The sequence below is a fragment of the Candidatus Methanomassiliicoccus intestinalis Issoire-Mx1 genome, assembly GCF_000404225.1.
GTDB lineage: Archaea > Thermoplasmatota > Thermoplasmata > Methanomassiliicoccales > Methanomassiliicoccaceae > Methanomassiliicoccus_A > Methanomassiliicoccus_A intestinalis.
The window spans coordinates 106,191-129,456 of sequence record NC_021353.1; the positions used below are offsets into that span (position 1 = coordinate 106,191).

The following is a 23,266-nucleotide window of genomic DNA, read 5'->3' on the forward strand; positions in this document are numbered from 1 at the left end:
CACATTCACATATTCAGTTTGAAGAATTAATTAGGTAATATGATTTTGAAGTTCGAAGTGATAATGTTTGAGTTTCATTTGTTTTAGAGTTTTATTCTCGTTATTGATTTGAGTTTGAAATTTATTCGCTCTGATGGTAACTACATCTTAAGCATCCCGTTGAAATTGAACACTTTCTGGCTGAGTGTCAAAATTAACAATGACGTCATATGTCTCAATTATTCTATCGATTAAACGTTCAGCTTCACTAGACGTTTTAAAGCTTCTAATCCAATTGCCATTTTCTGATTTAGTCCAATCTCCAGTTATTATGCCCAAATCGAACAATTTATCGATATTGTGTGATAATGTATTCCTTGATGAGATTGTGGCGCCTAGTACATCATACAATTTATTGAACCAGATCATAGATTCATGTTTATTGAATAACCTAATAACGCATGCAATCAAAAAATCATTAGAAATGCCCATATTTTCACCCTTTATGCATTACTCGCATTTGTTGTGGTCTCCAGTATTGATTATTGTACCAGAGTATAGTTTATAACCATACGTTATTTAGATATTTCCAGGGTTCAAAGATCTGATATGCGTTTTCAATCTCTATCGTCCAGCAACATATTTGCTACAGTTATGGGATGAATATGATTATATCAAATTAAGAGTTGTTACGGCATTGGAATAGTCATAAGACCATGCGGACACGCATCAACGCGCAGGGGAACGTCATCTCAATCATATTCCCCTGCGCATTCACTGTCATGATTGAGTAAGATGACTTTAATTTGAGTTTTGAAGTTTGATTTCATTTTGAATTTGATATTAATTACATTGAGAATATTAAGTGAAATTGAATTGAGTTTGATTGATTTGTGTAAGTATTAATTGATTGATTTTTGATTTGATTTTTTGATATGTCTGGCTGTACTTTTTGTTTTATTTATTCTTGTTATTTTGTTTTTGTTTGTTTTGTTTATTCTTTTATTCTTGATTTATTTTGATTGTTCTATTCTCTTCTGTTTTGTTTTATTCTTTCTCATTTGATCATTCCTTGTTTGTTCTTTCTTGTTTTCTTCTGTTTCTTTTGATTATTATGTTTGGATTGTTCTTTCTATTTTCTTTTATCGATTCTGTTCTTTCTCTTTTTCTTTGTTCTTTGATTATTCTCTTTTGTTTATTCTTCTTCTTTCTCTTATTCTTTCTTTGTTCTCTTTGTTTATTCTTTCTTTTCTTTGATTATTTTGATTATTCTTATTGCTGATTGAGTTTGCAGTTTTGGTTTTGAAAAAAATTGTTTTTTTGTTTTTGATTTTGGTTTCTCTTTTCTTTTTTGAGTTTTGAAGTTAGAAAGTGATTTTAATTTCAGTCTTTGAGAAGAGAAGGCAAAAATGGTGATTGAATGAAAACAGAAAAGAGACTGACAATGGCTCTGAGCGTCTTAGTTGCGCTTATGATGCTAGCTGTCCCTCTCGCATCTTCAAGCAACTTGTTCGTGGATGGGGGACAGACAAACTCTAACGGCGATGCGCCAATGTTGAGCGCTAATGAGTCCGTTGAAATAGTAGAAGTCTGGATTATAAATGACCAGACCAGCTTAAACAAGATTGGAAGTTATTTAACTCCTGAAATTCAAAATAAAAACTATACAGACCTATGGGACGATGAATGTATAGCAGATGGTCCATGGATTGCAGTAGCATTCAAAGCATTGGAAGCTGGTGAAGCTACCGTAACTGTATCAAATCCAAACAGCACATTAACTGATGATACATATACATTTACAAAATCCAATTGTGCCGCTGACACTACATATGTATTTACTGCATATCTAAACGGTACACCTGATGCTAATGGAAAACTACCGAGCGGTATATCTGCTGCTGGCAAAGATGCACTGAAAATCAGTGATGAATCTAAGTTCTATACTGATAATTATACAGTCACTGCAAAAGTAGGCAGTGATGGTGTAGAAGCAACATACACCATGAATTATGGTGATCTTGGAAAGTCTTATGACGTTTCATTTAACTTAAATGATGTAAATGAAAGCGGAAAGAAGAGTCTTGATGAAGTTATTGTAAATGGACTTGGAACAACTACAGGAATCAGCTGGTACGTTGATGAAAATGGCATTTATCATGCTATTGTAAACTCTGGTTCTATTTATGTTGAACAATTAGTTTCTATCATCTCAAATGCAGTATCTAAAACAGGATACACTTTAGACTCTTGGAAAGATGCTGATGGAAATGTGTATTCTACAAGCGCAGTTGGAACAACATCTGTTAAAAAAGATATGAGTTTCTCTGCAGTATGGTTACTTAAAGACGGATACAAAGAAGTGCCAGTAAATGTTGTATTTGACGATCAGACAACGGAATACGTAAAAGCATACATGTTGATTGGTAATAACGATGATAAAGTTGAAATTAAATACGCGGGTCTAAACAATAGCATTAAAACAATTGCAAAACTGGATTTGAACGGTATTGTTGTAAATAACGTAGACGACAAGAACTCTCCAGCTATTAAACCGATTTATTCCGATGCTAAATTAACATATGGTGATAAGACCATTGAAGACTCTGCAATAATTTCAGCAGACAGCACACTCACTGCAACATATACATTCAATGACAGAGAATATTCTAAGATTGTAATCCATTCTGAAGCATTCAAAGGCGGAAAAGATGTTACACTCTTTGCATTAAAGAATGCAGATTACACTTACAATCAGATATTCAAAGCTTTACAATTCCCAACCACTGAGACTGATGGAATAAAAGCTGCATTATCACTTAAAGATGACGGCAACCTTGATGGCGATAAAAACGCCACTACATCTGATAACTACTACCTGTTAACAGGATGGAATGACGGTGCTGAACTGTTAGACAGCCAGAGAAACGCTCCTGCTGAATTAACACTTGATTCAAGACTCAATGGATATAATGTAATCTTTATGTCCAAAGGCCAATATGAGATTGTATATATTCCATATGGAGAGCTTTCTGCAGACAAATGTACACTCGATACGTCTGGGTTAAACCATTGGGTATGGATGGACCACACTGATTATTCAGACTCAACCTTTAGTGGAATACAGTCCTTCAATTTCAACCAGTCTCAGATAAACGTAATTGAAAAATTGAAAAACGATCATGAAACTCCAGTGGCTGTATTTATCGCATGTTTTACACCTTCAAGCAGCACTTCCTATGCAGTCTTTGATGCAGGTGACGCCAACTTTGGAAATGAGGATGTTGACAAAATAATCATACCTGGAAAGGTTAATGAGAACATTCCATTACCTGCAACCACACCTGCATTCGGTGATGAAGATAATAAAATGCTATTCATAGATTGGAAACACAGTGAAACAAAGTATTCATCTGAAGATAAGTATTCTTCAAGCAGTGTAACTGAGTATGATCCCATTACTGAGAAATATTCTCATAAGGTTACATTCTACAATGGCAATGATGCAGTTGGAGTATTCTATTATTATTCTGGAGCTCCAACATCTACAGACATTACTGCAAACTTAGTTGCATTTGAAGCTGATGGAATTGCATATCAGAAATCTTCATTAACACTCAACAATAAATCAGATGATAATCCTGCAGATAAAGTATATGAGAGCATAATCTATACAACAAAGGCAGGTTATGATCTTAAACAGTGGAACGATGCTGACGGAAATGCAATGATTGCAATTTCATCTAAATTAGTTGATGGTGAGACTGTATATAGCGTTGATAAAGTCAATATAAAAGAACTCAAGAATGATCTGAGTTTATATGCTAAATTTGAACCTAAGAAATTCAACATTGTATACAACAGCGGAATTGCGGCTGCCCCTAACCCAATCAATCAATCTGGATTTGTAGATGAGTCCTTAAAGCTTTATGGAGCTTCAACTTTCAACAACGAAGGAAAGAAACTCCTGTCCTGGAATACAAGAGCTGACGGAGAGGGAACCAAATACAATCTTTCATCAGACTTTACTCTCTCAGGAGAGCAATATGAAAAACTGGACATCATTGAGGGAGTGCCAACATTAACTCTGTATGCTGTCTGGGAAAACAACAGCGGCTCTGGATCAGGATCTGGTGACAACACTGATGGAGACAATGACAACAGCAACACAGACACATATCTGTTAGCTGGAATACTCGTTGTGATCATCATTCTGATCATCGTTGTTGCAGTTGTACTGAGAAAGAAGAACTGAAAGTAAAAAAACACTTAAGTAAAATCAATTAAAGTCAGAGTTTAATCTCTGACTTTTCAAATTTCTTTTTTTAAAATGAGTTTTTGAATGTTAGACTTTACAAAGTTCACTTTTTAAAATAAGTTTTTTCAGGAAAAGTTTCAGAAAAGTAAACAAAAGAAATAGAAAAAAAGTAAGTAAAAGTTAATAAAAAGAATCAGTTAAGATTCTTATTTACTAACTTCGTTAGTTTTCATTGTTTATTCTTCAATCTTTAAAGTTTTCAGTTCTTCTTTCTCATCAGTACAATTCCTACAATAGCAAGAATTGCAATTACAGCAAGCATTCCAGCGATGAGATATAATGCAGTGTTATCACTGCTATCATTTCCATCAGTGTTGCCGCTTGGGTTGTCAGAACTTCCTACTTTCTCCCAGATAGCATAGAGTGTGAAGCCTTTTGTTATGTCATTGGGTACGTTTGATACCTTACTGACATCTGACAAGTCTTTGAACTGTTTTCCATCGAGGGTGAAAGAGTCTCCAAGCTTGTATGAAGTTCCGTCTCCGTCAGGCCTTGTGTTCCATCCAGTGAGTTTGTAGCCGTCGTTGCTGAATGTTGAGTCCTTGAAGAGAGTTAAAGCTTCATCAACGCTGCCTACCTGCACCATGTTGTTTGTTGCAGTTGCAGTGTTACCGCTGTATATGATTGCGTATTTCTCTGCTTCGAAGTTAGCATAGAAGCTCATGTCAGATGAGATCTTCTTGAATTTGACTTCGTATGTGATTTTGGTCACATTCTTGTCGGATTCTACCTTAGTCTCTTTCTTAACTTTGTCAAGCATTACATTGCCGTCAGTGTCTTTCCACTGAGTGACTTTGTATCCGTCTTTAGCAGGGTAGAGAACATTATTGAATGCTTTTGTTATATCTAATGATGAATCGTTGAGCTTGAGATCAGCAGCATCGTATGCAGTTCCCTTGTATGAGAATGCTACAAGGTTTGAAGTTATGTCTTTTTCATCTACTGTGGTTTCACCGGAATAGTAGAAGATACCATTCACATCGCTGCCGTTGTAGAATGTAATTGTGTATTTGTATGGGACTACATCAGCATAGAATGTCTGAACAAATCCAGCACCATTGAATGTTGAAGCACTTTCCCCACTAGCTTTGTATCCTACATATCCAACAAGTACTACAGTATTCTCGTAAACTGGAGATACTTCAGGCAGAGATATCGTTGTCTTTGTTGTTCCTGAGGAAGCTTTTCCAGAAACAATCATTTTATCAACGTATTTGTTTCCGAAGTTTCCTTCGCCTGCATCAAATACTGCATATGCAGTGTTGTTGAATGAATATTCGGATCCAATAAAGACAGCAATTGGAGTTTTATGATCGTTCGTTAATCCTTCTATGACTTTGATCTGAGACTTTGTGAAGCTGAATGTCTGTATGTTGTTGAGAGTATCCTTAGCGTAGTTGTCGTCATAGGTAACATATGACCAGTATTTCACATTGCTGGCAATTGTGCATTTATCAGCAGATAATTCTCCATATGGAACATATACAACTTCAAACTGACCATTTACCATAAAGATAACATAGTATCCATTCAGTTCAGAATCAAGTGTTAATTCAGCAGGAGCGTTTCTCTGGCTGTCTAACAGTTCAGCACCATTGTTCCATCCTGTTAACAGATAGTAGTTATCAGATGTAGTAGCGTTTTTATCTTTTTCAGATATGCCACTATCATTCAAAGCAAGTGCAGCTTTTATTCCATGTATGTCATCTTTTTGCTGTAATGCAGCGAAAACATTACTGTATTTGTAATCGGCGCCTTTTAATGCAAACGGAGTAACATCTTTTCCGTCTTTGAATGCTTCAGAGTGAACGACTACTTTAGAGTATAATCTGTCATTGAGATTGTAGTTTACAGTGATCTCACTGTTTGAAGCAATTAATCCATTTGCAGGAAGATCATTGCTGCTTCCATATGTTACTTTTGAAGAATATACTTCTTTAACATTTACAACATCAGGCTTAGTAGCATCATTTACAATGATACCAAATGTGTTGATTCCAGTTGCTTTTGTAATATCTCCAGCGAGACCAACAGGGTTGATAAATATCGTATTTTTGTCTCTTACCTCATATGCTTTAATGAAATCTCCTACAAGAACATCATCTTGGTAAACATGAATAGGAGCTTCAACAAATCCTTCCTTTAATTCCCAGGTTGCAGTGAAGGTCATATTTTTATCGACTGCTTTGTCTCCATCAGCATATTGAGAACTAGTGTATTTATTATTATTTGCACCTGCATAGCTCATGTTTGTGTAGTTACCGTCATCAGATGCCCACTCAGTAAGTGTATATCCATTTCTTGTAATCTGATCAAATATTTCAGTAATCAAATACTCGATTGAAACTTTATTTTTCTCAGTGGTGAGTGATACGACCAGATCCCCATCGGTGTTTACTTCCCAAGATTTTACATTTGTATTGGAGCTACTCACAGTGGGTATCTTAACAACAGGAATGTCTAAACTGTTCTCATCAGAATTTAATTTAAAGATGACGTTGTATGTTCCAGAAGGACTGCCGTATGTTGCAGATCCAACAGACTTGTTTCCGTTAGCAGCGGTTATTTCAACATTGTAAATATTATTATCCCACTGCGCCGCGTTGGACATCCCCAACATATCCTTAGTGCCACCATCTTGATTGCTTACAGTAGCAACAAACACATATGTCCCGGCTTTACTCCAGTACATTGTGAATGGTTTTTCACTGGATAAATTATGAGCAGCAGATATGTTAAGTGTTACAGTACCAGGAGATGTTGTTGTGAATGCAACGGCAACCCAAGGGTCACGTTCAGTAGCGTCATTTATTTTTGTCCATTTGCCACCTTTAATAAAATCTTCTAAGTTTTTCCCATAGTTTGCAATCTTTTCAAAGCTGTTCTGATCATCAATCATCCAGACTTCATCAACTGTAACGTTGTCAACTTCAGAAGTCATTGATACTTTAGATCCAACAGTTTCGCTACTGGAATCATATAACTGAGCACTTACAGTGTATACTTGATTGTAGTAATCTTTGGATTCAGAAATGCCTAGCGAATCACTATCACCATTAAAGGTTCCAAGTGGGAATGTTGCATAGTACTCTTTCTTTGATGAATCGTAAAGATTCATTCCAGAATATCCACCATACTTAGTTATATCGTTAGTTCCGTTGTTGTAATCAACATCGAATTTGACTTTCAAGTCACCAGTTGTCGCCAAGTTACTACTCTTTACTTTATCACTTACAGTGTAAACTGTGACAAGACATGGAGCGTAACTATTCATGTCTTTATCAGATTTGTTGCCAAGAATACTTTTAAGCTTATCATAAATTGGTAAGTCATTAAGATCAGTGATATTATCGATTATGTAAACATCTTTAATCGTAATATCATCATTCGATGCGTCACTTACAATTGGCGCATCGCCGTTAGAGTTTGTCTGTCCCCCATCCACGAACAAGTTGCTTGAAGATGCGAGAGGGACAGCTAGCATCATAAGCGCAACTAAGACGCTCAGAGCCATTGTCAGTCTCTTTTCTGTTTTCATTCAATCACCATTTTTGCCTTCTCTTCTCAAAGACTGAAATTAAAATCACTTTCTAACTTCAAAACTCAAAAAAGAAAAGAGAAACCAAAATCAAAAACAAAAAAACAATTTTTTTCAAAACCAAAACTGCAAACTCAATCAGCAATAAGAAAATAGAAAATAGAAAAGAAATGAGAATTGCAAATCATTTCAAAAACTAAAAACCAAACAAACAAGAAGAATCAATAAACAGAATAAACAAAAGAGAAAGAAGAAGAATAAACAAAAGAGAATAATCAAAGAACAAAGAAAAAGAGAAAGAGAATTGCAAATCGATTCAAAAACTAAAAACCAAATAATCAAAAATCAAACCAAATAATCAAAACAATCAATACAAACAGAATCAATGAAAGAATAATCAAACATAATAAAACAAAGAACAAAACAGAAGAAAAGAACAAAAGAGAGAAAAACAGAAGAAAACAATAAAAGAAAGAAGAATGAAAATAGAACAAAGAAACAAGAAGAGAATAGAATTGCAAATCAATAAACAAACAAGAACAAAACAGTCAAAACAAAATAACAAGAATAAAGAAAGAAAAGAACAAAAATAGAACAAAACAATAAACAAAACAATTAACACTCAATAAAAGAAACTCCAAACAAACAGAAAAACAATCAAGACATATCAAAATCACATAAAAAACAATCAATCAAAACATATCAAAAAACTCAAAACAAATCAATTCACAAATCATAAATCAAATTCAGACTCAAATCATCAACTCAAATCATTTATGAATCATATACTTCGACTCAAAAACAATAAAATTCAATATCAAAATTAAACTTCAAAATCAAAATAAAATAAAAGAATTCAATCATCAATATCATATCAAAACTCAAAATCAATCATCAAACTTAAATCAAACTCAACTTAACTTAATTCATTCTCATTTCATATGCGCAGGGGAATATGATTGAGATGATGGTTCCCCTGCGCGTTGATGCATGTCCGCATGTGTTTACATAACGTACAGTATAATGTCTCTTGTTTAGATGCGAATCATTCGTATCATTGTATTATCTGGATTAAGAATAGTTATGCATCTTTGCAGGAAAGTACACGTAATTTCTTAGAAAGTTTTATAACTGACAAGAAGACTCCCCCTTTTAATCGCCACTGTGGCTTAGTGGTATAGCGACGCCTTGGTAAGGCGTAGGCCGAGGGTTCAATTCCCTCCAGTGGCTCCACTTTTTAACATCACACGTAGATATACCGAATTTTTTTAGTGATGTCTGAAGAACGATCATTACATGACAAATGCATGTTTCGTTATTGATAATGCTATACAGCCAGTTGTGTCATATCATTTATCTCAACTTTTGTGATTTTACAAAAAGAATACTGACAGGATCTGATTACCAGAGTCATAACGTCAAACAAACCTGAAATACTAAAGACATAATACAGCAGTGAAATGGCTAATCAAATCCAAAGAGTAGAAATAAGTGCTATCGAAGCAAAGCGCTTTGCAAAAAGGGGAGAAACAGTCACCAATGTCAGAATAGACCATAACAGCACAGTGACTCAAGTTTCTAAAGTATCACCCAATAAGGTAAATGTAGATTTCAGGTTTGCAGTAAACTATTCTGGAATTGGATTTATTGTAATGGAAGGGTCTGTTCTTCTAGAAGATGAGGAAAACATCCTTGGAGATAAATGGATAGCAAACGGCGCACTCCCTAAAGAAGAAGCAGCTACAGTTCATAATTCAGTCGTATCTTACTGCGTACCAATTGCTATGTTCCTGACAAGAGATCTGCACCTTCCATCTCCAGTGCCACTGCCTCATATCAATGTACAGGAGAATAAACCCCCGCAGATGCCACCAAGATCTTCAATAGGTCCAGAATTCGCATAATCTTTTCATTATGCATTATTTTTCTAAAATAAATTAAAAAAAGTAAGAAGGGAAAGACCTAATCAGGCCTTTGTTTCTTCTTCTACAGGTTCGGTGGCTTCCAGCAGAAGCTGGGAGATATCAACCACTCTGATCTTTGCACCGATCTTCTTTGCTCCAGCCTGCAGATTAACCACGCAGAATGGACAAGCAGTTGCAAGAACGTCAGCTCCGGTAGCAACCGCTTCTCTGACTCTCTCAGCTGCAATGTTGACGGCTGCATCATTAAATGCACTCTTAAATCCGCCTCCTGCACCGCAACATCTTGAACCCATGCGGTTTCTAGGCATTTCAACAAATTCCACACCAGGTATCTTCTGAATTACCTCTCTAGGTTCTTCAAAGACTCCTGCATGACGTCCCAGATGGCACGGGTCATGGTATGTAACTTTAACGTTCAGTTCTTTTGTAAACTTGAGTTTCTTATCTTTAATCAGATCGTTTACGAACTGGGAAAAGTGATATACAGGAAATGTAGGATTTGAGAAGTACTTTCCATAATCAGTTGTAGTAGTCTTATAGCAGCCAGCGCAGGTTGTAACCATTGCTTTAGCTCCCCTGTTTTCCACTGCCAGAAGGTTATGTTCTGCATGTTCTGTGGTCAGATCGATCTGTCCAGTTCTAAGCGCTGGTGAACTGCAGCACCACTCATCTGCTCCAAGTGCATCGACATTCACGCCTGCACGGTGTAATACGATTGCTCCTGCTTTTGCAATATCAGTGGCACGGTATGATCCAGTACATCCCGCGAAGAAAATAATCTCTGGATTTTCTGGTCTTGGAACCTCTTTTGGCCACCACTTGTCACGGGCTGAAGTGGGCTCACCGTATGGATTGCGAGTAGCTCTGATCTTTTCTGCGAGTTTAGCATGAACCGGTAATGGCCCCTTTCCCTGATCCACAAGCCATTCGCGTACCTTCTCCCAGAAATCTCCAAATTCAATAGAAACGTGACAAACAGTCTCACACTGAGCACAGCCAGTACAGCGGTATATGGCTTCTACGAACTCATCGTCTATTTCCACTTTACGTCTCAGCAAAGTGTCCATTGGAGAACGATTTGCAATCTGATTCAAATAATAGATCTTTCCCCTAGGAGTAATAGATTCCCAAGGTGTCTGTTCATAAGAAGGGCATACGCGTATGCAATATCCACATTGCAAGCAGGCGTAAAGCTCTCTTTTAATTTCAGGCATTTTTACCATTGATACACCTCAACTGAACATTATGGCCGCTCACCCTGAATAGGGCTGTATGAAGGCGGGTATGTTCCTGTGGCAGATATACATTTCGTTGATGTGTTGCATTCTGGGCACTTCTATCCGCATTTTTAGCGGGTGTTTTCTATCTATTCCCGCCACAACCTACTTTAGATGACAATATGAGTTTTCAAGAGATAGCGGCTTTGATGACTATCGCAGTTCCTCTGCTTGCTGCTGTTGCAGCATATACTGCAGGAAAAAGCAGAAAGCTGCACGATCTGATCTACATCGCAGCAATCGCTATCTCAATATCGTCAGTAACAATGGTTTTTGGCGGTCTGAGTAGATTTACGCTGTCATTTCCAGAATTCTCCTGGGCAGTCATATTGGGATTGGAAATCCTGCTGGCAGGCATATTTCTGTATTATGCTGTCAGGCTCAAAAGCATGATCATTGCCGCAGCGGCAATCATAGAAATCATATCTTCAGCATTATCCCCCTGGAATGCAGCTCCTCCTCTGGCTGTTGACTCACTGAGCATGGTTCTGATACTCATAACCTCTCTGCTCGGGTCAGTAATTTTAGTTTATGCTGTTCGCTACATGAGGAACGATGATAGGCAACGAGAATTTTTCACTACAATTTTTGTCTTCATTGCGGCTATGAACGGAGCAGTAATGGCCAATGACAGTTCTTGGTTCATTCTCTTCTGGGGAGTTACGTCACTCTGTTCCTTTTTGTTAATTAAGCATCCGGGGACTGACGAATCGCAAAAGGCTGCAAGACTGGCACTTACGATCAATACTGCCGGAGGTGCCGCTTTGGCAGTTGGGATGTATCTGGCGGTTTCATATTACAACGGTGAATCTCTTGAATCATTTTCATCTGCTTCTCTGGCAGTCCCTGCGATTTTTTTAATAGCTGCAGCAATGACAAAATCAGCACAGTTCCCGGTAGAGTCGTGGCTGCCTGGAGCCATGGCCGCACCAGTTCCGGTTTCGGCACTGCTTCATAGTTCCACCATGGTCAACCTGGGAGTCTATCTTCTGCTGAGGATCTCACAAGTATTCGCTGACTCACCAGCTCTTTCTGCCGGTGTGGCGTTTATCGGGCTGATCTCCTTTGTAGCAGCTGCAGTTCTTGCCGCCGCTCAATCAAATGCCAAACGGTTGCTTGCATACTCTACGATCTCCAATCTAGGTCTTATCGTAATGTGTGCAGGCATCGCTCAGCCTCATGCCTTGATGGCCGCAATCGTCCTTTTGATATATCACGCACTTTCAAAAGCCCTGTTATTCCTTACGGTCGGATCTGTAAAAGAGAAAATAGGCAGTGAGGAGATAGAAGACATGAGATCACTGTCGGGAAAATCATCATTCCTGACAGCGGCTCTGATAACCGGGATTGTTTCGATCACCCTGCCGCCGTTTGGTATGTTTGCCTCCAAATGGATGATCATCGGAGCGGCTTCAGCAAATCCTGGTATAATTATTCCTCTGGCTATCGGACTGGGAATTACTTCACTATATTATTTCAAATGGATCGGCGTAGTCATTTCACCAACTGATCCCCCTGTAAGAGATAAACAGCCGAAGGAATACAGATTTTCAATAACGATTCTATTACTCTCAATAATTGCCCTTTCAGTTTCCATAATCCCTCTGGCTCAAGGCATAGCCAGAGCAGCTTCAAAAACATTTGAACTCTCTCCAGACCTCTTTACACTGGAGGTATCTGGAGGTTTGTTTCCTCTGGTAATTATCCTGCTGGTTTCGATCATCTCATTTCTGGCATTTTTTATACCTCCAAAGGGGAGGCACATCAAAGGGTATGCCTGCGGAGAGAGTGAAGAGTATCTTCCAACAGGAGAATATTATCTGAATAAAAAGCAGCAGACAGTCTTTAAAAATTTTGTATACGCGCTTTCAGTCTTCATATTCTTTTTAATGGTCATTGTGGGGGTGTTCTGATTGTATGCACTTATTGCATTGGCCGAAACAGTAATCATCATCCTTCTGGGAGGATTAAGCCTCGGAGCTGCCAGAAAACTCTCTGCCAGGATGCAGAGGAGAAGGGGCCCAAGTATCTTTCAGGCGTTTTATGATGTTTCAAAATTTTTCTCTAAGGAGCTGTTTTATTCAAAGAGACTTCCTGTAGTCTATGCAGTCTCATCAATGGCTTTCCAGATTGCGGCAGTATTCATTTTGATATATGGCGGAGACACGATGATGGCATTCTTTGTGTCGGGTGCCGGGGCGGTATATCTGGCTGCAGGTGCTTTTGCTTCCCCTTCTGTATATTCATGGATCGGGGGAAGAAGGGAGCTGCTTGCAATAGCTGCTTATGAACCGGTTTTGTTCGTCTTGGCTTTAGCCGCCAGTACTCATGCGCACAATGTCATTCTCACATTTCCTGCAGTATTCCTTGCCATGATTCCTGTACTTTCCGTGTTAATGGAAAGATCTCCGTATGATGTACCCGGAGCACATCAGGAGATTGTTACCGGACCTTACGCAGAGTATGCCGGCCCTATGCTTGGCATCCTGAATATTGCAAAATGGGCGCAGCTTGGATTTGTGTATGTTTTAATCTCGATGCTTGTATGGGCATCCAGCCCTGCAGCAGGCATGGTACTAAAGATCATCATAGTTGTTGCTGCGATATTTGTTACAATTCTGATTGACAATGCAACTGCCAGGGTCAGCAGAAAAACCATGCTGATCACTCTTCCTGCGATAACATTAGGTCTGATGGCTCTGAACATTGCAGTCTTACATCTGACGGGGATAATATGAGTCTGAGAAAATCACCATGGGTAATGCATTTTGATACGGGTTCGTGCAACGGCTGTGACATGGAGATCTGGGCCCTGCTCACTCCATATTATGACATAGAACGGTTCGGTGCAATTAATGCCGGCAATCCTAAACATGCAGATGTGCTGCTTTTAACAGGTCCAGTTAATAAAAAATCAGCTCCCAGGCTGAAGAATTTATATGATCAGGTTCCAGAACCCAAGGTGGTTGTTGCTGTAGGTGACTGTGCGTCTACAGGTGCACCGTTTCAAGACTGCTACAATACTTGTGGAGGGATTTCTGAAGTTATTCCGGTCGATGTTTTCGTGCAGGGGTGTGCTGCAAGGCCGGAGGCAATAATTGAGGGGTTTAGCAAAGCAGTTAAAATTCTTGAAGAAAAAAGGAATGATAGACATGGGCGTGAAAGAGGAGATAGTGCTGCAGGCTCAGAGAATGAGGGGCTCCAAAGCCAGGCTGGCCGCGATAGTAGCTGAAGAAAACGGCGATGGGATGAGACTTACATACATTTACGATCTAAACGGAAAACTGAGAGATTATCAGTATTTTCTTCTGCCGCATGAGCAGATAAATTCGATTTCAGACATATACACCGGTGCTTTGAATATGGAACGGGAAATTGTCGATCTCTTTGGCCTGGAAATTAACGGAGCGCCGCCGGAACTGCTTCTGGTAGAGAAATCTAAACATGCACCGCTGAGGAAGAATCTATGAGCCGCCCGATGATGATTCCGTTCGGCCCCCAGCATCCTGCATTTTTAGAGCCTATGAATCTTTCCCTCGAAATCACTGAAGAAAAAGTCTCGTCTGTCAAAGTCAATATCGGATATAATCACCGTGGGATGGAATACGCACTTGCCTTGGATTATAAGAAAACCCAGTATCTTGTGGAAAGGGTCTGCGGGATATGCTCATTCCATCACTCATCAGTATACTGTCAGGCTATGGAAGCCATATTTGGTGTGGAGGCTCCGGAAAGAGCCCAGATAATCCGTACGATCTTCATGGAGCTTCAGAGACTGACTTCGCATCTGCTTGCATTAGGGCATATATCCGAATCTGCTGGATATGAGAGTCTCTTTATGCGTTCATTTGCTGTAAGAGAGCATATCATGAGGCTCCTGAACAGGCTGACAGGCAGCCGTGTTCATTATTCTGTCAATATCATAGGAGGAGTAAGAACAGATATCAGTTCAGAAGGTGTCAGGGATATTCTCTCAGTGATTGATGAAATAAGGCCAGAAATCAAAGCTCTGCGAGATGTTTTTCTCAATGATGTCACTCTTGTCCACAGACTTTCAGGCGTTGGAAAGCTTACTATTGATGAAGCGAGAGACTGGTGTGCAGTAGGCCCGGTGGCAAGAGCTTCCGGAATCAGAGAAGACGCTCGGCTGGACGGCTTTGCAGCCTACGGAAAAATAGCCTTTCATCCCATAGTCAGGGAAGAAGGGGATGCTTTTGCGAGGACTGCGGTCAGAGCAGAAGAGTGTATTCAATCCTTAGATCTCATAGAACAATGTCTCTCTATCATGAAAAATGGAGAGACGGCGGTAGCCGCTAAGAAACTGCCGGCAGGATCTTTTTATTCCAGAGTTGAAGCGCCGAGGGGAGAACTCATTTATTTTCTGCGGTCTGAAGAAAAAAAGCTTTCAAGACTCAAAATAAAAACTCCCGCCTCAGTAAATGTCCCCATTCTTGCTGCCATAATTAAAAACTCATCTCTGGCAGATGTTCCGGTGATCGCCGCTTCCATCGATCCATGCATATGCTGTACTGACAGGTGATACTTGTGATAATTAAGTCTCTTAGAAATCTGCTGTCTCTGCCTTTGACTGATAAAAAAGGCTACGTTCCCAAAGAAAACAGAGGTAAAGTTATGTGGGATATGGAAAAATGTATTTTCTGCCGGCTGTGTGAGAGAAGCTGTCCCACTTCTGCCATTACAACTGTGAAGGGAGAATCCCAGTCTGTAGAGAGATTTAAATGCATAGTCTGCGGAGAGTGTGCCAGAATCTGTCCGACTCACACCATTTCGATGTTTTCTGATTATACAGTTCCCTCAAGAGTGCCTGTAACTCATACTTTCAGGAAAGGGTCTGAAAAATTCTCATACGATGAGGTCCGCAAGTATTAACTCCCCGTAGTCAGAATTAATACAGTTAGTGGGAAGATCAGAACTCTGGGTAAATCATGGAATGAATTCATTCGGTTTTGGAGAACCGATAAAATGCATGAACAGCCTGCAGACGGTATACTGCAGCGATTCTTCAAACATGACGGAAGTTGAAGACTCTTCCGTGCATCTTATTGTCACTTCACCTCCCTATTTCAATGCCAAAGAATACTCAAAAACTCCGATATTCGGAGACTTGGGAAATACAAACTCTCTTGAAGAATGGATTGAGGGGACTAGAAAAGTATGGAACGAATGCTACAGAGTTTTGAAACCTGGACGTAAAGCTTTCATAAACATTATGAACCTGCCTGTGAAAACAGAAGGAGGAAGTTTTCGTACTCTTAACCTTACGGGCAGAGTGATAGACGACTGTGAAGAAACAGGATTCATTTTTAAACGTGATATTATCTGGCATAAGACTAACGGAGTAAGAGCGCCTTTTGGCACATATCCTTACCCCGGCGGGATTCTCATTAACAACATGCACGAGTTTATCTTAGAATTCGAAAAGCCTTCTTCAAGATATGAAGCTTCTAGAAAATATTCACATCTCTCCAGAGAAATAAAGGATGAGTCTAAGCTTGACAAAAATTTCTGGCTGCAGATCAAGAATACAGATGTGTGGACATTTGCACCCCATGGAAGCGGGGGCAGAAGAACTCATCCGGCCCCATTTCCGCTAGAGCTTCCTTCGAGGCTTATCAGAGCGTTTACATTCAAAGGCGAGACCGTACTGGATCCTTTCCTGGGATCAGGAACCACACTCTTCTCGGCTGCAGTGCTGGGTAGAAACGGAATTGGATATGAAATCAACCCTTCTATAGCAGCACAGGCCATAGTATCATTGGAAGCAGAAAATGTGCACCATTTAGATATGGAAACGGCTACAGATAACAGTTCATGATGAGGCAGTGATACTGCTTTCCCACAAAAGCCAGACAGTCATATCAACTTAAAAGTTGAGTTTGGCGAGGGTGAAGGTAAAGTTCCGTTAAAGGCAATCTCTGAAAGAGCAGAAGCCTACAAGCCGAAAGAGCGAGTTAATTATAAGATGATAAAAGAGTACATAGAAGAAAAATATAGTTTTAAGGTACATGTCACATATATAATAGAAATAATGCAATATATGATTTGAAAATGGCAATCCTAAGTTGAAGCCGATTCTAAGGATGACGGTTTGACGAAAGAAGTAGAAAAATACATCCAACAACAAAATGAAGAACAGCTTAATGTGTTGGTAATGCGACTGAGAAAGGAGTTATATCTATAAATTTTGAACTTGTTAGACAAAGGCGTTTTGGTGTTAGAGTAACGATAAAAATTGCATTGGGAGAAATATAATGACAAAAAAGAAAAATGAGATGGCTATCCATAGCTCGGCAGCAGAATATCTGACATATGTCGCATCTATCGGAGATAATGCGGATATCGTGGAAATGCGCTATGAAGATGAGAATATATGGCTGACGCAGAGAATGATAGCACAGCTTTATGACGTAAGTTTGCCGACAATAAATGAGCATATTAAGAAAATATATGATGATAGTGAGCTTGTTGAAGAAGCAACTATTCGGAAATTCCGAATAGTTCAAACGGAAGGAACAAGACAGGTAAACCGTGAAGTTATCCATTATAATTTGCAGATGATTATTGCAGTGGGATTTAAGGTAAATAATGACAGAGCGATTCGTTTTCGGAAATGGTCGGGACAAATTGTTAAAGATTATACCATCCAGGGCTGGACAATGGATAAAGAGCGTCTGAAAAAAGGTCATATGTTCACAGATGAGTATTTTGAGCGACAGTTAGAGAACATTCGTGAGATAAGGCTTTCAGAGCGTAAATTTTACCAAAAGATTACTGACCTATATGCCACTGCTTTTGATTATGATAAGGATGCAGGGACTACCAGATGCTTTTTCCAGACCGTACAAAATAAAATGCACTGGGCAGTTCATAGACATACGGCAGCAGAACTTATTGTTGAACGGGCTAATGCGGAGAAAGAACATATGGGATTATCTACATGGGAAGCAGCTCCAAATGGAAAAATTGTAAAGGCTGATGTGTCAATTGCAAAGAATTATTTGAGTGACGAGGAAATGTCCTATATGGAAAGGATTGTATCTTTGTACCTTGATTATGCAGAATTGCAGGCGGAACGTCATATTCCAATGAGTATGGAAGATTGGGCAAAGCGGTTAGATGGTTTTCTAGAATTCAACGGAAGCGAGATACTTACGGGTGCAGGGAAGATTAGTGCAGAGCAGGCAAAACTCCATGCAGAGACAGAATTTGAAAAATATCGTATTGTACAAGACAGACTATTCATGTCTGATTACGATAAGTTTTTGATGGAATTAGAAGAAAAAGGAAAACAGAGTTTATAGAACAGGAAACAGCGGAAGGTAATAAATGATGTAAAAATGAGTACTAAGTATATTTTTGTGGGAAATGGATGTGCCATCAGTGTTAGTACTGTATAAGTATGGTCCGTATTTTCGTGATTTTGTGGGAATATGATTTGATTTATACTCATGATGAGAATCGAGTCGCCCCTGATGTTAAATCTGCATCGTGAACGCCAGGCTGCCAGCTTATCTGAAGACTCAGATACAGACATAGCAGTCATAGGCGGAGGCATCTCTGGGATGAGCGCGGCTTACTCTCTTTTGACACAGACGGATCGTCATGTCATAATTTTAGAAAGAAATCTACTTTCCAGCGGAGCTTCTGGGCATAATGCAGGACAGGCTGTTGCGGCATTTGAAGTCCCCTATCCAAAACTTATCCGTACATACGGAAAAGAGCTGACTGATAATACTTACGCTGCTGTAAACAATGCCGTTTCATCATTAAAATCAATGGCTGAATATGCATCTTCAGAGATTGCTGACGTAGAAGCTCTAGCCTTATTTTCAAACTTGGAGTCAGCGAAAGAAAGAATGAAGAATCCTGGATCTACCTGTTTGTACGTACCATCTGATTCTAATGAACCGGATGCTGTAAAACTTGACGATTTCAACGGACAGACATGGTCTTCAGGTTATGCTGCTGCAACAGGATATCATTCAGGAATAGTGAACTGCCCTTGTTTAATCGAGAATTTGGCAAACCGCCTTCTTGAAGATTATCCAGATCAATTTGAAGTTTATGAACATTCACCAGCGGATAAGATATCCTTGGAAAATGATGCTGCTCGAATAGTCTGCAACGGACATATTGTAAACTCTAGTTCAGTGGTTATGTGCACCAATGGATACGGTGGATTTTCTTTAGAATCTGGCTCTCCAATATCCTTGGATAATAAGATACAGCCTGTTGCAGGATATATGATAGGAAGATTGACCTCTCCAGCTCCTGCAGGAATAAGGTCGTACGTTCCCTCTAATCCTTCTGAACCTTATTATTATGTCACAAAAAACTTCGTAAATTCTCAATATGTGACATGCGCCGGTGGACTCGACACCAAGCTGACCAGCTGGAAAGATATAGAAACATGGACTCAGGATGATGAAAGAAAATGCTCCATGATTGAAGCATTTTTACTTCAAAAACTCTCGGGATTCAGCGGTCCGAGGAATTATCAGTGGAAAGGACTGATGGGCTATACAGATACGGGAGTTAGACTCGCTGGAAAGGATCCCAATTTAGACTCACTTTACTACAGTCTAGGATGCAACGGCATAGGAATTCTCCAGGCTGTTCTGTCTGCAGATGTGATCTGCAAACAGATTGATGGAAAGGCTTATCCCAGAACGTTTTTTGATCCGTTGGTTCAAAACCAGGATTCTACCGGGTATCCAGATGCAGTCCAGTTATCAATGCCGCCTTTTAGAGAGTAAACGTTTTTGCGGCCCAAATTTGAAAGATGTTGCGCTTCTCTGCCGCTTCTGATTCCGGTTTTGCAGTACAACACCACAACATTGTCTGGGTTCACCTGCCCGATCATATTCTCTGTATAACCAGATGGCATCAGCGCTGCCATGGGAATGTGTGCTGCTCGATAATCAAATGCATCTCTGACATCTACAAGACTCCAGTCGCCTGACCTTACATTATCGAAATTATCATTCAGCTCTTCTGGTGATATCATTTTGGGAGTCATGAAACACCCAGCCAGCCACATGTTAAAACTGATTTTGCGCTTTCATTGCGAGTGAAGGGGATGTACAATTTCTTCTTCTGTTTCTACGTGTATCATGACTGAAAGGCCTGGTATCGAGTTCTTTAGTTTTTCTTCGATGATGTCTGTGAGATGATGTGCCTCTGCCAAGGTGCATTTCCCATCAACACACAGGTGAAATTCAGCATATATTGTGTTTCCAGTTCTTCTTGTCTTCAGATCATGGTACTCGATATAACCGTTGATTCCTGAAAGAACATCATCAATGATCTTTTCCTCATCTGGACAATTGCAGTCCATAAGCTCTTGAGCAGTTTTCTTAAGAATGTCATATGCCATTTTTACAAGAAGAACAGCTACAACCATTGCAATAAGAGGATCAAGAATCATCAATCCTGTGACAGATGCAATTGCCAGTCCCAACACTACACCGCCAGAAGACACGACATCTGAAAATAGATGTTTCGCATCTCCTTCAAGAGCAATGGATCCAGATGCCCTAGAGGTTCTCAGCAGAACAAGAGCCATGATGCCGTTTATCGCAGTCGCTATTAGTGATACGACAATCGCATAGTTCAGATTTGAAGGCTCAATCGGAGATAACAGACGCTGGGCTGCCTCCCAGAATATAAGCACTGCTGCAATGAGTACAAGAACTCCCTCAATAAAACATGAAATATTTTCAGCTTTGTAATGCCCATATTTATGATTCTCGTCTGCAGGCTTGAGCGCAATATGGACAGATACAAGCATCATAATGGATGCAGCAATATTAACTATGGACTCAAGAGCGTCAGACAGAAGCGCAACGGATCCTGAAATCCCAAATGCCACTGCCTTGATCAAAAAAACAGCTATGCCACCGGCTACAGCTAGTCCCGCTGCATGCCTTTTGTCCATGAATGCGGTTATGATTATCTCGCTTTTTAAGTTGACGGCGAGTGAAATCTTTTAATTATCTGATCCATCTTCACATGCAGGTGCTAGAATTGGTTGATTTTCAGCCTTTCAAAGGAATATTACCAGTCTTGGGTGAGAATGAATGCATATGCCAGAGGGTTTCTCCGCCATATGATATAATCTCACCGGAAGAATTGAAAGAATTACAATCGCATGAATATAACATTACAAACATCACTTTAGGCGGAGAGAACGGTGATTATTCTGCAGCAGCAGAGAAACTCGCTTCTTGGATTTCCAAAGGGATTGTTGAGCGGGATAGAAGCGAATGCTACTATCTTTACCGTCAGAAGTTTAAAGACGGCGATCAGTGGCTGCAGAGGAATGGAATAATCGGGATTTTAAAAACCGAAGATTATTCAGAAGGAAATGTAATCCCTCATGAGGAGACTTTTCCTAAAGTAAAGGAAGACCGCTTGAACCTCCTCAAAGCCACCGAAGCGCATTGTGAGTCAATTTTTGGATTATATGATGAATCAGATGTAGATCTTGAATGCTTCCCAACTCAGAAATTATTCTCTTACACAGATGATCTGGGAACAGTTCATGAAATTCACAGAATTTCAAGCAGGGCTGCAGTCACAACTCTGCATTTGATGATGCGTCATAAGAAGATTTTGATTGCAGATGGGCATCACAGGTATGAAACTGCATACAGATACTCACAGGAATATCCAGATGAATCGATGAAATCATATGTGCTCTGCACGCTTGTGTCATCTCAGGACTCAGGAATGTTCGTAAGACCTACACACAGATTGGTTATGAATTTAGAATCAGACGAGTCTACAATCATGTCTGCAATAAACGAGCAGTTTGAAACTAAAGACGCAGACTCTCCAGAAGATGCACTGAAAGAAATGGATTCAATAGATGTTCCAGTTTTCGGCATAACCTTCCCATCTGGTAAAACAATTCTTGCAAAATACAACAATGCTCCCAGTGAGGATATGTGGAGCGTTGACACATATGTGTGCCAAGAGATCATGTTTAAAAAAGTTCTGGCTCCACTGGTCAACGGAGATCTTGAACTTTCATTCGATCATGATCCGTCTTCAGCAGTAAAGAAAGTTTCAGATGGCGAAGCCAAACTGGCAATTTTTGTAAAGGCACCATCACTCCAAAAGGTGTGGGAACTTGCAATGAAAGATCTTAAAATGCCTAAGAAAACTACATATTTCTGGCCGAAGATCTGGTCTGGCTTTGTTATTTACAAAATGAAAGAGCCTCAATAAACTGCGGATACCCGCATTTCCCTTCTTTTTTTTCTTTTTATGTACTAAATACATTCTGAGCATGGTTGCTAATTTTTCCAATCTTAACGCTTACCGTGTTGTCGGCGCAGGGGAACCATCATCTCAATCATATTCCCCTGCGCATATGAAGTGAGAATGAATTAAGTTAAGTTGAATTTGAGTTGATTGAAGTTTGATTGAAATGATTTTGATTTTTTTTATTTGAACTGTGATGATTTTGAATTGATTTATTTTGAGTTTGATTTTGATATGATTTTTGATTTTTGAAATTTATTCCTTTTCTGATTGAAATTTAATTTACGATGATGTTATTCATTGATATTTGATTTTTGAATTTGAGTTTTATTTTTTTGATTTGAACTTGTTTGATTTTGATTGAATTTGAAGTTTAATTTTGATATTGAAATATCTAATTCATAAATGATTTGAGTTTGATAAGTCTTGATTGAATTTGATTGTTATTTTCTGTTTGATTCATTGATTTTTAATTGTTTTTTGAATTGTCTGAACTGCTAAGTTTTATCTTATTTGTTCTTTCTTGTTCTTTTTGATTATTCTTTGTTTATTCTTGTTTTCTTCTGTTTTGTTTTTATTGTTTCTTTCTCATTTCTTTCTTTGTTCTCTTTTTCTTATTCTTATTGTTTCTTTGATATATTCTGTTTGTTTATTGATTGAATGTATTTTCTTCTGTTTTCTTTTTCTTTCATTCTTTGATTATTGTTCTGATTATTTTTCTTTTATTCTGTTCTTTGTTTTGTTTATTCTGTTTGTATTGAGTCTTGATTATTCGTTCGAATGCATTGATTGCGAATCGATTTGCAATTCTTATTGCTGATTGAGTTTGCAGTTTTGGTTTTGAAAAAAATTGTTTTTTTGTTTTTGATTTTGGTTTCTCTTTTCTTTTTTGAGTTTTGAAGTTAGAAAGTGATTTTAATTTCAGTCTTTGAGAAGAGAA

17 protein-coding genes and 1 tRNA gene are annotated in these 23,266 nt (G+C 38.9%); 13 read left to right on the top strand and 5 right to left on the bottom strand.

Translation table 11 applies throughout. The features are described 5' to 3' along the window. Nucleotides 1-147 precede the first annotated feature (147 nt). Nucleotides 148-408: a hypothetical protein gene (locus H729_RS00450; RefSeq protein WP_147554359.1), complete on the bottom strand. Its 261-nt coding sequence runs from the start codon at nucleotides 406-408 to the stop codon at nucleotides 148-150. 991 nt (nucleotides 409-1,399) lie between these two features. On the opposite strand from H729_RS00450, the gene H729_RS00455 reads away from it, so the two are divergent. Then, nucleotides 1,400-4,234 (top strand): hypothetical protein, encoded by a 2,835-nt coding sequence (locus tag H729_RS00455; protein WP_020448032.1) that lies wholly within the window; start codon nucleotides 1,400-1,402, stop codon nucleotides 4,232-4,234. 262 nt (nucleotides 4,235-4,496) lie between these two features. On the opposite strand, the gene H729_RS00460 is transcribed toward H729_RS00455, so the two are convergent. Continuing rightward, nucleotides 4,497-7,835, bottom strand: a complete 3,339-nt coding sequence (locus H729_RS00460; protein ID WP_020448033.1) for a hypothetical protein — start codon at nucleotides 7,833-7,835, stop codon at nucleotides 4,497-4,499. Between the two features lie 1,158 nt (nucleotides 7,836-8,993). Here H729_RS00460 and H729_RS00465 point away from each other — a divergent pair. Beyond that, nucleotides 8,994-9,068 (top strand) — tRNA-Thr (locus H729_RS00465). 227 nt (nucleotides 9,069-9,295) lie between these two features. Next, a complete protein-coding gene (locus tag H729_RS00470; protein ID WP_020448034.1) occupies nucleotides 9,296-9,739 on the top strand; it encodes a hypothetical protein in 444 nt (147 codons plus the stop codon). Between the two features lie 62 nt (nucleotides 9,740-9,801). Here the strand turns inward: H729_RS00470 and H729_RS00475 are convergent, their stop codons facing one another. Then, on the bottom strand, nucleotides 9,802-10,983 hold the full coding sequence (locus H729_RS00475; protein ID WP_020448035.1) for a (Fe-S)-binding protein: 1,182 nt from the start codon (nucleotides 10,981-10,983) through the stop codon (nucleotides 9,802-9,804). Between the two features lie 176 nt (nucleotides 10,984-11,159). Here H729_RS00475 and H729_RS00480 point away from each other — a divergent pair, with 176 nt between their 5' ends. From H729_RS00480 to H729_RS00520, 9 genes are all read left to right on the top strand, one after another. After that, nucleotides 11,160-12,950, top strand: coding sequence for an NADH-quinone oxidoreductase subunit 5 family protein (locus H729_RS00480; RefSeq protein ID WP_020448036.1), 1,791 nt, complete (start codon nucleotides 11,160-11,162; stop codon nucleotides 12,948-12,950). Next, a complete protein-coding gene (locus H729_RS00485; protein ID WP_020448037.1) occupies nucleotides 12,951-13,775 on the top strand; it encodes an NADH-quinone oxidoreductase subunit H in 825 nt (274 codons plus the stop codon). After that, nucleotides 13,772-14,269: an NADH-quinone oxidoreductase subunit B family protein gene (locus H729_RS00490; protein WP_020448038.1), complete on the top strand. Its 498-nt coding sequence runs from the start codon at nucleotides 13,772-13,774 to the stop codon at nucleotides 14,267-14,269. Before H729_RS00485 ends, H729_RS00490 begins: the two co-directional genes overlap by 4 nt. Next, entirely contained in the window at nucleotides 14,229-14,507 is a 279-nt protein-coding gene (locus H729_RS00495; protein WP_020448039.1) for an NADH-quinone oxidoreductase subunit C, read from the top strand. The genes H729_RS00490 and H729_RS00495 overlap by 41 nt, the downstream gene beginning before the upstream one ends. After that, nucleotides 14,504-15,577: a hydrogenase large subunit gene (locus H729_RS00500; RefSeq protein WP_020448040.1), complete on the top strand. Its 1,074-nt coding sequence runs from the start codon at nucleotides 14,504-14,506 to the stop codon at nucleotides 15,575-15,577. The genes H729_RS00495 and H729_RS00500 overlap by 4 nt, the downstream gene beginning before the upstream one ends. A gap of 5 nt (nucleotides 15,578-15,582) precedes the next feature. Continuing rightward, on the top strand, nucleotides 15,583-15,927 hold the full coding sequence (locus tag H729_RS00505) for a 4Fe-4S dicluster domain-containing protein (protein ID WP_020448041.1): 345 nt from the start codon (nucleotides 15,583-15,585) through the stop codon (nucleotides 15,925-15,927). A gap of 28 nt (nucleotides 15,928-15,955) precedes the next feature. Then, a complete protein-coding gene (locus H729_RS00510) occupies nucleotides 15,956-16,873 on the top strand; it encodes a DNA-methyltransferase (RefSeq protein WP_020448042.1) in 918 nt (305 codons plus the stop codon). A 436-nt stretch (nucleotides 16,874-17,309) separates the two neighbouring features. Next, nucleotides 17,310-18,359, top strand: coding sequence for a virulence RhuM family protein (locus H729_RS00515; protein WP_020448043.1), 1,050 nt, complete (start codon nucleotides 17,310-17,312; stop codon nucleotides 18,357-18,359). 147 nt (nucleotides 18,360-18,506) lie between these two features. Next, nucleotides 18,507-19,814, top strand: coding sequence for an NAD(P)/FAD-dependent oxidoreductase (locus H729_RS00520; protein ID WP_081633071.1), 1,308 nt, complete (start codon nucleotides 18,507-18,509; stop codon nucleotides 19,812-19,814). On the opposite strand, the gene H729_RS09605 is transcribed toward H729_RS00520, so the two are convergent. Both H729_RS09605 and H729_RS00525 read right to left on the bottom strand, forming a co-directional pair. Next, the gene (locus tag H729_RS09605) at nucleotides 19,748-20,077 is read right to left on the bottom strand and encodes a rhodanese-like domain-containing protein (protein ID WP_020448045.1); all 330 of its coding nucleotides are present in this window, start codon (nucleotides 20,075-20,077) and stop codon (nucleotides 19,748-19,750) included. The two genes, H729_RS00520 and H729_RS09605, sit on opposite strands and share 67 nt — an antisense overlap. A gap of 42 nt (nucleotides 20,078-20,119) precedes the next feature. Next, nucleotides 20,120-20,995: a cation diffusion facilitator family transporter gene (locus H729_RS00525; RefSeq protein WP_020448046.1), complete on the bottom strand. Its 876-nt coding sequence runs from the start codon at nucleotides 20,993-20,995 to the stop codon at nucleotides 20,120-20,122. Nucleotides 20,996-21,069: 74 nt separating this feature from the next. On the opposite strand from H729_RS00525, the gene H729_RS00530 reads away from it, so the two are divergent. Next, entirely contained in the window at nucleotides 21,070-22,290 is a 1,221-nt protein-coding gene (locus H729_RS00530; protein ID WP_081633073.1) for a DUF1015 family protein, read from the top strand. Nucleotides 22,291-23,266 lie beyond the last annotated feature (976 nt).

Coding starts and splice junctions, on each gene's coding strand:
- H729_RS00450 (WP_147554359.1), bottom strand. CDS start 408: ATGATCTGGTTCAATAAATTGTATGATGTACTAGGCGCCACAATCTCA.
- H729_RS00455 (WP_020448032.1), top strand. CDS start 1,400: ATGAAAACAGAAAAGAGACTGACAATGGCTCTGAGCGTCTTAGTTGCG.
- H729_RS00460 (WP_020448033.1), bottom strand. CDS start 7,835: ATGAAAACAGAAAAGAGACTGACAATGGCTCTGAGCGTCTTAGTTGCG.
- H729_RS00470 (WP_020448034.1), top strand. CDS start 9,296: ATGGCTAATCAAATCCAAAGAGTAGAAATAAGTGCTATCGAAGCAAAG.
- H729_RS00475 (WP_020448035.1), bottom strand. CDS start 10,983: ATGGTAAAAATGCCTGAAATTAAAAGAGAGCTTTACGCCTGCTTGCAA.
- H729_RS00480 (WP_020448036.1), top strand. CDS start 11,160: ATGAGTTTTCAAGAGATAGCGGCTTTGATGACTATCGCAGTTCCTCTG.
- H729_RS00490 (WP_020448038.1), top strand. CDS start 13,772: ATGAGTCTGAGAAAATCACCATGGGTAATGCATTTTGATACGGGTTCG.
- H729_RS00495 (WP_020448039.1), top strand. CDS start 14,229: ATGAGGGGCTCCAAAGCCAGGCTGGCCGCGATAGTAGCTGAAGAAAAC.
- H729_RS00500 (WP_020448040.1), top strand. CDS start 14,504: ATGAGCCGCCCGATGATGATTCCGTTCGGCCCCCAGCATCCTGCATTT.
- H729_RS00515 (WP_020448043.1), top strand. CDS start 17,310: ATGACAAAAAAGAAAAATGAGATGGCTATCCATAGCTCGGCAGCAGAA.
- H729_RS00520 (WP_081633071.1), top strand. CDS start 18,507: ATGATGAGAATCGAGTCGCCCCTGATGTTAAATCTGCATCGTGAACGC.
- H729_RS09605 (WP_020448045.1), bottom strand. CDS start 20,077: ATGACTCCCAAAATGATATCACCAGAAGAGCTGAATGATAATTTCGAT.
- H729_RS00525 (WP_020448046.1), bottom strand. CDS start 20,995: ATGGACAAAAGGCATGCAGCGGGACTAGCTGTAGCCGGTGGCATAGCT.
- H729_RS00530 (WP_081633073.1), top strand. CDS start 21,070: ATGCAGGTGCTAGAATTGGTTGATTTTCAGCCTTTCAAAGGAATATTA.